The following is a 10,966-nucleotide window of genomic DNA, read 5'->3' as shown; positions in this document are numbered from 1 at the left end:
CCACAAGTTGGACATTTAAGCAAATAAATTTTAAATCCTTTACTACTAATCTCAATTTCATCCGGAGAGACTAAATTTTCTGCATCCCAATATTTACATATCTCAGGAAATAAACGCATCCTATAGGATGCTATGAATGTTGTATACCAAGGTGCATATAATTTACAGCAACATAAGAACTCAATATTATTAGCCCTTTTAAATTTGAATTAGATGTATTTTATATAACACATCTCATTATTGATAAGGATTTTGCGTTTATTATCTACAATATCAAACACTTCCACATCTGCATAATGAAACATTCTATGATGATTAGCGCATAAAATAACTACATTTCTTTTAAGATCAACTCCACCTTTAGACAATAAATTCATATGATGCCCTTCAGAATAATATCCACTATTCTTTTCTTTAAAAGAAAAACCACAAATCTGACACTTATTGCTATACTTATCCTTAAGCTCTTTTATAATTCTCTGATTTCGCTTTATTCTATTAATCTTTGATTGTATAGTTTCATTTACAGTAGGTCCCTCTGTTACATCATTTAGTTTACCTTTAGGGGTAACACTACTCATACCAGGGATACTTTGGGCGGGAACATCATGTACAATAGTATCTTTTGGAACAGTATTATTAATACAAACATTATTCAGTATAGGATCAACTTGAGGACTGTCCTTAGGTATATTATCTTTTAATAATCCAATATACTCTATAGACTGAGTATCCCCAGCCTTACAAATATCATCTAAAAGAACATTAAAATCATGAATATTAATCTCTCTTACTATATTGGTTCCTTGTAAATCCCACACCCTCGTTTTATAATTCTTAAATAAATTTAATGACATGAACATCAGCTTAAAACTAATAGCAGTTCTTAACTCTATTATTGGAGATATCTGTATTTGAAGCACCTTTTTGCATCGTTCATCTCTTTTCCATGGTTTAGTCATTGCATCGCAAACGGAAGGTGTTGCATTAACAATCCCCAATTCCTTTTGTAAATCACCTGCTATCAGCGTACAGGTAATTTCGCCTGCCAATTTCTTTTGCTGCAAAACATTGGATATGTATAATCTTATTTCCGATATGGACATATTCTTTGCTTATGATTTTACCATCTTTTTCAAAACAACAATATTATCCCTTGTAGGTGGTTTAATTCTCATTGAATAATACCGTCCATCAAATCTCACACTATTCTTTATCATAGCAAATTCCTCTGATGTCAATGGATTTTCGTCACACTATTTGCCACTCAATCCGAACACATAAGTAATTCCACTTCTCTCATGACATTACAAAATATAAAAGTAACTACTATTAAATTTAATTAAAAAGATTTCATTTGCGTTGAATTTTCATTTATTAAAAATAAGGGGTGTTCATTGTAACTCAATTGCTATTATACTCTCTATTTCATTTTTAAATGAATTCTGTTAAAATGGAAATGATTACATGTTTATAAAATGTACAAAAAATCTTTAGAGGGAAAAATATTATAAGTCAAAGCTCACTAAAACTTAAAGATATTTCAGATCCTGATTAATCTGCAATCTTCAAGATAACTTTTCACAAAGTATGGATATTATTCGCACAAATTTTATTCATAATTCAATATTGAAGAATAATAAATGTACAATCTCATTGAAAATGTGGAGAAGGGGTTCAAAAACAGGTAACCCATACATCACTAAGTAGTACAGTAAATCAAAAGGGGCGCAATAAATGGATGAAGAGTCATTTTATGAATTGACAGCTGAGTTAAGTATTTCAACCGGTTTAGAGGACATAGGATATCATAAACTTTTGGATGATAGACTGCAACCAGTTATGAAAAGCAACAAGGGTAAAATAACTCAAGAAGATTGGATAAGGCATCACATGGATAATCCTGTACTACTAGCGAATAATTCTATATTAATTGAATTATTGAGTACTAAGAAAAAAGTATGTATAAAAGATGCTTCTATAACGAGTAGTTCTGATATGGATTCTTTTACAGTACGAAGTGTTTATATGTTTCCATTAATTGTAGATGAAAATGTAATAGGGGTGTTACCTATAGTGTCTATTGGCGTTGCGACCATTCTAGAAGATGCAACCCTAATAGAGTGTGAAAAAATAATTTTAAAATACAAGAATATTTTCGGGTAAAGAAAGGGGGTGCAGAATGAAGATATCTACTTGTATTACTAAATATCTAGAGCAGGATAACGTAGAGTATATTTTTGGAATTCCAGCTGGGACTTGCAGTTCATTATGGGATTCATTAAACGATACAAGTATTAAACCGATAATAACAAAGAATGAGGCTGGAGCATTGTATTCAGCTACAAATTATGCAGATGGCTCTGAAAAATTAGGAGTATCAATTTTAGCAGGTGGTGTAGGTATTAATAATGCCATAAATGGCATTGCAGATGCCTACAGAAGAAAGTTGCCTGTACTAATAATTAGTGGATTTGTATCTCGGTGGCAAATAGGTAAAGGTGCTATTCAAGAACTTAATACTGAAGATATAGTGAAACCAATTACTAAATTCAGCAAAACGGTTATAAATCCAGATGATGTATTATGTACTATAAAGAATGCTATAGAGATTGCTCTAACACCTCCCTATGGACCTGTGCATGTTTCAATTCCCATAGATGTGCAAATGAGTAATATATTAAATACTGATGCTTATGAGTTTATCAAGTCTTCAATAACAGATAGGTATAAACTTTCAGATATGGCATCTTTAAATTATACTAAGAAAACATTGCTTAAAGCTGTTGATTTGATAAATATAAGTAAATCAGGCTTAATTTTAGTAGGTAGGGGATGTAAGAATCTAGGAAATAAAGTTATGTATCTCAGTGAAAAACTTGAGTGGCCTATAGTAACAACACCAGAAGGAAAAGGGGTTATACCAACTAGTTTTAAGTACAATTTAGGTAGTTATGGTTTCTCAGGTTCTGACTTAGGGGTGAAGTATATTGAAAATGAGGACATTGATTGTGTACTAATTTTAGGAACAAGTTTAGGTGAATCTGCAACTAGGAATTATAATAATGTGCTTATAAAAGATAGAAAAGTAATACACATTGATTGGGATGAAAGTGAGCTTAATAAAGTATTTAAAGTTGATTTAGCAATTAATTATAGTTTAAATGAAGCTTTAGATTTATTAGAAGCAGATTGTTTTAAAAAATATACAGAATGCGTTATAGATAATTCTATTTTAAATTCGCCCTACGTGAAAGGCAGTCATACTTGCTTATCTACAAGGTTATTTTTAGAGAAGCTACCCAAAATACTGCCAGAAAAGTACCATTTAGTTTGTGATATAGGTGAATTTATGAACTTTGTATTTAAGTATTTACCAATATCGGATAAAAGTAAATTTGATATAAGTATAAATTATGGTGCAATGGGTATAGCCGTCGGAGGGGCAGTTGGCACTTCTTTAGCGAATAAAGAAATTAAAACTGTAGTTATAGTAGGTGATGGCGCATTCTTTATGAATGGAACAGAAATTCTAACTGCAAAAGAGTACAATTTACCAATAGTGTACTTTGTAATAAACAATGCCATGTTAGGGTATGTAGAACATGGGCATAAGTATCTTTTTGATAGAAAATTAGAGGGGTTGACACAGGAAAGAGTTTCAATTAAAGCCATTGCAGAAGCAATGGGTATTAAGGCTTTAACTGTAACTGATTTGACTGAATTAGATATGTGTAAAGAGCTAATAAAAACTACAAATGGTCCGTTAGTAGTAGAATTAATTAATGATGGCTCAGAAGTTCCTGCAGTTGCAGATAGATTTAAAGCACTTAATAATGAAAGAGTAAATAAGGAGGTTAGTAAATGAAAGTTGTAGATGTAAATGGTATGTACACTATCGAGGTTATTACTGGTGGGACTATAGTTCATGAATTTCAGAAAGGATTTTGGAAAGTTGAGGATATGAAAAGATTCCAAGCAGATTATGTTGCAAAAGTTGCGCCGCTACTAAAAGGAAAAATATGGGCAAAATGTAGCGATTTAACTGAGTATCAAACCTCCTCAATTGTAGATGGTATTCATGAACATATTACATGGGCTGCTGGTATAGGTTTAAGTAATGCAGCTATAGTTGTTAGTAGTGCAATAATTAAGATGCAAATGAACAGGGGCGATGGAGATATTATAAGTCCCAAGATTTACGATAATAAATCTGAAGCTTTGAATTGGTTGGAATTTGAGGGATACAAAGGGTAATATTAGTATATTTGAAAGATGTTGAAGCACAAGCCGTTATGGGAAATTATTAATTTTAATCCTGTCTCGGCAGTCAAAGTTTTATATATACAATAATTTATTCCCTTCACTTGTGTATAAACAAAAAATAACAAGTAAATAATTAAGTATTACATTATTCAAATAGTGTGGTACTTTTTTTTAAAAAAGGGTTATTGTATTTATCATGTTACATTTAGCTTATTTTATGACTTAGTGGAAATAGAATTAGGTACCGAAAAATTTTATCCAAAGTTGTATTTTGCTCCTTGTTGCTACTGATCTCTTTAGTAATTCCTACAGTTGTTTAAGACGAACTTTATGGAAGAATTTGAGTACCGTAACCTTTATTTCTATAACATGGTGATATATCATAACCTATATGACCAGAATACTCTATTTCTTGGTATAATATAATTGCTACACAAAATATGGATACTCCTATATATATAGTATATACCAAATCGTGTGTATATATATATTAAGTTAAGTATCTTTTTACCGTTTTTTTAAGGTAAAAAACAGATGTGCTTTTACTATAGAATTAACTTTTACTTTTAATAAACATGGCATCATATACTTATATGTAATACAAATTTTTTTATCTAATTGAGCATTATAAACTCCTAAATCGGATTTGAATTTAGCATACATGCACTCATTACAAATTTCATAGATTTATCTTTATCTGAACTCCACTCTTCATCAATTATTTTAGTGTCAAAAATGCTATCACTTTTATATTTTTTCTCTATATACGCTTGTTCACCATTTTCTGTCAGAAAATCTGCTCTATCTAAGGTATCTACTACCTTTTTCTTAAAGCCATTAATCCTTTTTTTATTATCATAAGTATTAAAATATAAATTAACTTTCTCACCACTAGCAAAGTTGTAGCTAAAGTGTCTACTGTAAATTGAATAGGTGCAAATAGTAGCCGAATGTTCTCCGTAGCATTTTATTTATTAAGGTACATTTCGATTTTATGATTTATATTTTCAAAAATTATCATAATCATATTAAAAAGTTGATTTATTATAATAACACCGGAATGCGATTATTGGTATAATATCAAAAAAATAAATTAGTACCGAAATAAATTCCGATACTAATTTAAGTTAAATATATAGTTATCTAACTAAAATTACACAAATATATAACCGTTCTTAATGAATTACAGAAGTGATACAGATTCTATTTAGCTGTTTATTATAGTCTGCCATAAATTTTTCAATACCAGCATCAGTTAGTGGATGTTTAATCATTTGCATTATAATATTGTACGGTATAGTTGCAATATGAGAACCTGCCTTAGCACAAGCTAAAACATGCATGGAACTCCTTATGCTAGCTGAAATTATTTCTGTTTTAGACCCGAAATAATTAAATATTTGTGCTATATCTTCTATAACTTGAATTCCACCATTTCCTATGTCGTCAAGTCTTCCCATAAATGGGCTTACATAACTTGCACCTGCTTTAGCAGCAAGAAGTGCTTGCTGTGCAGAGAAAATTAATGTCACATTAGTCTTGATTCCTTCTTTATATAATATGCTAACTGCTTTAAGACTTGTAGGCACCTTTCCCCTTCATCAATTAAACTTTTTTCCATAAACTAATCTACCTAACTTCAATTTATTTTTTTATTGAAAGAAATACAAGAAACATTATTAATGAAACTAATCCAAATGTCATATAGTATCCAAGTATATTAATAAATATTCCACCTGCCAATGGAAGTAAAACTACTAGTAGATTCAAACTTCCCCTAATTCCAAGATATATAGTTCGTTTTTCATTGGGAGCAATGTCAAGAAGATAGGGTTCAAATCCTATGTTTCTACCACTGGTTATAAAGCCTAGGAGTAAAAACACAAGGATATACCATATTGGACCTAGTGGGTTAATAAGTAAGGCTATAACAGGAATCATAGAGCCCATAAAAATACAAAGTTTTACTACAGACTTTGAACCGAATTTTCTAGAAACAAAAGGCCAAAGAAAATTTGAAGTTATACCACCAACTACTTGTGCAATTACAAATACGCCTAGATAATCCATATAGTTTGAAAAAGAATTTTTAATGAACACCATATAGAAAGGTAAAATCATTAAGCTGAAGCTAGTTATATTTTCTATCAATATAAATTTGAGGAAAGGTCTATCAGCTTTAAGTATTTCCACCATATTACTTACAAAATTATTTTTAATTACCAGATCTTCTTTTTTTATTTCTGAAGGTGGTTCCTTAAGTCCCCAAAAACCCATGCCTCCAATCATAAGTCCAATAGCTCCTATTATAAAACCAATGGCATAATTCATGGGATATGCTAAATTCCCTGGTTTGAAAACCCAAGCAATAAAGAACCCTCCAAGTAAGGCTGCAATTCCACTAAAAAATTGTCTTGCTGCATAAAGTCCCCCTCTTTTTTCTGAAGTGAGAAGTTTTCCAACAATATCAGAATAAGCAATTGAAGCAAATCCACCACTAATGGAAAAAAGAAAAGTAATGAAATATAAGCTAACTAAGGCAACCTGTGGATTACTTTTAGCAAAAATGAGCGTAACAGCGGCCATTCCAAGAAAGCTAACACTTCTCGTATAGATACCAATTAGTAGAAATTTTCTCTTTAATGGAAATCTTTGAAGATACCCACTAAAAATTAAATTAAAAACCAGGGGCGCTCCTAACATAATTGAGTACATGCCTCCAAATGCAACGGTATTGCTGGTTAGATTAGAAATCAAAGATGGAAGCACTGTATTCATTGCTACTACCGCATTCCCTAATGGAACTTTCCCTACGGGCTACCCTTCCATTCTCAACTAAGCTTGGTATATGAAACTAGGGACTTCTTTAAGGTTATTATGAGCCAACTGTGGGGACGAGAAATAAGACATCAGATAAAGATCAACTTCTAATGTTCATAATGTTTAATCCATTTATAATTAATTAATAAATTATGATAACATTTACATTTCATTTCATTTTAAAATATGGTACTAATGATATATATATTAGATTAAAAGAAAAAGGGGTGGAAATTATGGGGTTACCCGCAATTTTAGGTTTATTAATTGTTATAGGAATTTTAGTATGTATATTTTATGCAGTACCAACAGAGAAATAATATATTTGAAAATAGCCTATTTAAAATCTAATATTTTCATAACATCAACACCATTTATCTTACCATCATGCATCATCTTATTTTTCTTCGTATTATAAAAAAAAAAAGGCCACTAATATTTATAAGCAAATTGAACTGCCCCCTGTCAAGTAGACATGGCAAATAATAAAATTCACTTAAGCGGCTAAAGTCCTAAATTCCATGGGGCTAAGGCCGTTTAATCTTTTTTGCAATCGCTTGGTATTGTAGAAGGTGATATATTCATCAATTGCATTAGAAAGATCTTCATATGTGTTATATTTGTGCAAGTAATACTTTTCACACTTGAGAATTCCCCAAAAGCCTTCCATTGGTCCATTGTCGATACATTTTCCTACTCGTGACATACTATGTGTCATTTTTGCATCATCCAATTTGTTTTTAAATTCATGAGAAGTATATTGATAGCCACGATCACTATGTATTATTGGACTTGCACCAGGGAAAGCCTCTAGCGCCATATCTAAGGTCTTAAACACAAGGTCATTATTGTTAGAATGTCCAAGTACGTATCCAACAATAGATTTGTCGTGTAGGTCCAGTATGGCACTTAGATATGCTTTATTTGATTTACCATACTTGAGTTCAGTAACATCTGTAAGCCACTTCTGATTCAATTTATCAGCAGTGAAATTTCTGTTAAGAAGGTTTTCCGCTACATTTTGTGGAATAGATTTCATGTAATGTTTCTTCTTTCTACGAATGACAGATTGTAACCCTGAGATTCTCATAAGTCGATAGACACGTTTAAGATTAAGGACTTGACCTAACCTTCGATTCAAGTTCAGTGTCATTCTTCTATAACCGTAAATACCATCTACTTCCTTATAGAGTTTAATAATCTCTGTCATCAACATATTATTTTCGATTTCTATCACAGATTCTTCACGCTTTAGCCACTTATAGTATGAAGAGCGTGGTATCGTTGCTACCTCGCATAATAAGGAGATAGAGAATTTCCCTTTTTCATGAAGCTGTGAGATCACAATATACTTGTCCTTTTGTCCTGTATGGTTTAATTTCGCCCCCTTTCCAGTTCCTCCAATTTTTTTAAGAATGCATTTTCAGCTCTTAATCTCTCGTTTTCAACTTCAAGTTTTTTCATTGAGAGCTTTGTTTTATCTTCGAGTGTTAGTTCCTCTTCAGATTTTTTTCTTCCTCTTCTATCCTTAAGTGCACTTTCTTCACCAGATTCATATTTTTTAACCCATTGATATACTTGCTGGTAGGAGACATTATAAACCTCAGAAGCGTGTTGATAATCGTTGCTTGAGCAATACAGTATAATGTGATTTCAATTCTTTCTTTCCAAGAAGTAACTCTTCCCTTTATCATAGATTGGCTCATTCCTTTCGTCATTGCCTTTAACTCTCTATGATCATTATACTTCTTTAACCAGTTTTGTAATAATGACTTATTTGATATTTCATACTTTTTCGCAACTTCATTTTGCGAAAATCGCCCTGATGTATAGTCTTTTACAGCTGCTTCCTTTAGTTCCTTTGAATATCTTTTCCATGTTTTTGATTCTTTTAATCCAGCTATTCCATATTTGCTATTGTTGTATCTCCATTTGCAAAAAGTATCCACACTAATCTCATACTTAGTGGCAATTTCTTTCATTGATCCAATTCCATTCTCATATGCTGTTAGGATTTTATGCTTTTCTTCTGCTGTATATTTAGTTCCTCTAGACACAAATACTCCCCTTTCAGTAACAGATTTTTATTATTTAATCTGTCTACTTCAAGGGGAGCATATCAAATATTAGTGGCCTTTAAATTTTTTTAAATTCTTGGAGAATTGAAAAAAGTGGTAGGGATATTAGCTGGAATTTAGAAATAATATAGAAAATAGCAAGAAGCATCTTTTATATTAGATATTTCGACAATGTTTTTTAATATAGATCTAAAATAAAAGTAATTACCAATCTTTTGTAGAATTAATAATTATTGGGAATAAAGAACTGAAATGTGAAGGAGATTACAAATATGGAAGAGTCGAAAATAAACATAATCATTGCTGATGACAACAAAGAATTTCGTAATATTCTTAATGATTATCTATCAATGGAAAAGGATATTGTTGTTACTGGTATCGCGGAGAATGGAGTAGAAGCATTAAAATTAATTAAAGAAAAAAAACCTGATTTGGTTGTACTTGATATGATTATGCCTATTCCTGATGGTTTGGGAGTTCTAGAGAAGTTAAATACAATGGATTTAGATCCAATGCCACGTATAATAATACTATCAGCAGTTACTCATGATAAAATAACCCAAAGAGCCATATCACTAGGAGCAGATTATTACGTTGTAAAACCTTTTGACATGGAGGTATTTATTAAAAGAATAAGACAGATGTTAAATAACACTATAGGTAGTGATGATGTAAAAAAAACACCTGCTTATGTTGGTAATACTGATAAAATCAATAAAAATCAACCAGGTGATGGTGATATGATCGCTCAAACAACTAATATTATTCATGATATTGGAGTACCTGCTCATATAAAAGGTTATTTGTATTTAAGGGAAGCAATAAATATGTTAGTGAATGATATGAATCTATTATCATCGGTTACAAAAGAATTGTATCCATTAATAGGTGAAAAATTCAATACTACTGCTAGTAGGGTAGAAAGAGCAATGAGGCATGCAATAGAGGTTGCATGGAGTAGGGGCCAAGTAGAAACTATTAATAAAATTTTTGGTTATACTATTCGTAATGAAAAAGGAAAGCCTACTAATTCAGAATTTATAGCAATGGTGGCTGACAAGTTAAGATTGCAAAATAAGGTTAGTTAGCTTTTTTCTAGAGAAATACACCTAATATTAAAAAATTCTTAATATAAATAAAAACCAATATTTTGATTTAACAAAAGAAGCATTGAAAAAAATAATTAAAAGCAACTTGAATAGCCAAATTGCTTTTAATTATTTTTTTATTCCATACTATAAGGCAAGGGTCAAATCATTATTTAGCAAAATATAGATTTATTATGTTGAATGGGCTTTTGATTGTTTAAGCAGAACAACTTTTTATATTGAATCTATATTATTAATAGTATATGAAATTCAACTTATCAAAAAGAATAAATTGGCTGGAATGAATAAATTCGTTTACGAATGTTCGGAAAATTATAAAAATATAGGTGGCGTTATTACGAAGGTAGGCTGTAAATTTCATTTTAGTGACAATTGTTTACAACTAAATAATAGAGTACAAAACAAATAATAATTCATTATTACTTTATAGCCGCAGTGGTTACAATGAGTTTACGCTTACAGACTTTGCTACGGAGAAATGTTTTTGCAACTACTACGGAATATATAGTCATAGAGCATTATTTTAGACTATAAAAATAGCCACTCTCTTGAGGAGAATGGCTATTAACTATCGCTTACTTTATTCGTACGCTATACTCTATACTATGCAATACTCATCTAAAAAATTCCATACTTTAACTATATATTTATATTGCCCTTATTTAACTCCTTATTAAGCTTCTTTAATACCCT

At 30.9% G+C, this 10,966-nt stretch carries 7 protein-coding genes and 2 pseudogenes; 5 read left to right on the top strand and 4 right to left on the bottom strand.

Annotated features, from left to right (window positions below):
* Window positions 1-209: 209 nt before the first annotated feature.
* Window positions 210-1,106, bottom strand: coding sequence for an HNH endonuclease (locus tag LGK95_RS20940; RefSeq protein WP_226126852.1), 897 nt, complete (start codon window positions 1,104-1,106; stop codon window positions 210-212).
* Window positions 1,107-1,737: 631 nt separating this feature from the next.
* Between LGK95_RS20940 and LGK95_RS20935 the strand changes: the two genes are divergently transcribed.
* From LGK95_RS20935 to LGK95_RS20925, 3 genes are read left to right on the top strand one after another with little or no spacing between them, the layout of a single operon-like run.
* Entirely contained in the window at window positions 1,738-2,166 is a 429-nt protein-coding gene (locus LGK95_RS20935; RefSeq protein WP_226126851.1) for a hypothetical protein, read from the top strand.
* 16 nt (window positions 2,167-2,182) lie between these two features.
* Window positions 2,183-3,868 carry a thiamine pyrophosphate-binding protein gene (locus LGK95_RS20930; RefSeq protein WP_226126850.1) on the top strand — a complete coding sequence of 562 codons (1,686 nt, stop codon included), beginning with the start codon at window positions 2,183-2,185 and terminating at the stop codon, window positions 3,866-3,868.
* Entirely contained in the window at window positions 3,865-4,257 is a 393-nt protein-coding gene (locus LGK95_RS20925) for a hypothetical protein (RefSeq protein WP_226126849.1), read from the top strand. The genes LGK95_RS20930 and LGK95_RS20925 overlap by 4 nt, the downstream gene beginning before the upstream one ends.
* Before the next feature lie 1,184 nt (window positions 4,258-5,441).
* Here LGK95_RS20925 and LGK95_RS20920 read toward each other — a convergent pair.
* Together LGK95_RS20920 and LGK95_RS20915 are read right to left on the bottom strand one after the other, a co-directional pair.
* A pseudogene (locus LGK95_RS20920) lies at window positions 5,442-5,843 on the bottom strand (transaldolase family protein); the annotation flags it as partial.
* A gap of 67 nt (window positions 5,844-5,910) precedes the next feature.
* Window positions 5,911-7,044, bottom strand: a complete 1,134-nt coding sequence (locus tag LGK95_RS20915; protein WP_226126848.1) for an MFS transporter — start codon at window positions 7,042-7,044, stop codon at window positions 5,911-5,913.
* Between the two features lie 194 nt (window positions 7,045-7,238).
* On the opposite strand from LGK95_RS20915, the gene LGK95_RS20910 reads away from it, so the two are divergent.
* Window positions 7,239-7,406 carry a hypothetical protein gene (locus LGK95_RS20910; protein WP_226126847.1) on the top strand — a complete coding sequence of 56 codons (168 nt, stop codon included), beginning with the start codon at window positions 7,239-7,241 and terminating at the stop codon, window positions 7,404-7,406.
* A gap of 176 nt (window positions 7,407-7,582) precedes the next feature.
* Here LGK95_RS20910 and LGK95_RS22930 read toward each other — a convergent pair.
* Window positions 7,583-9,143, bottom strand: a pseudogene (locus LGK95_RS22930) (IS3 family transposase).
* Window positions 9,144-9,436: 293 nt separating this feature from the next.
* Here LGK95_RS22930 and spo0A point away from each other — a divergent pair.
* Window positions 9,437-10,252: a sporulation transcription factor Spo0A gene (spo0A, locus tag LGK95_RS20890; RefSeq protein WP_226126846.1), complete on the top strand. Its 816-nt coding sequence runs from the start codon at window positions 9,437-9,439 to the stop codon at window positions 10,250-10,252.
* Window positions 10,253-10,966: the final 714 nt, after the last annotated feature.

The organism is Clostridium algoriphilum, from assembly GCF_020443705.1.
Lineage (GTDB): Bacteria > Bacillota > Clostridia > Clostridiales > Clostridiaceae > Clostridium_AD > Clostridium_AD algoriphilum.
The sequence above is the reverse complement of the archived record's forward strand: the minus strand, read 5'-3'. Positions and strand labels throughout refer to the sequence as shown.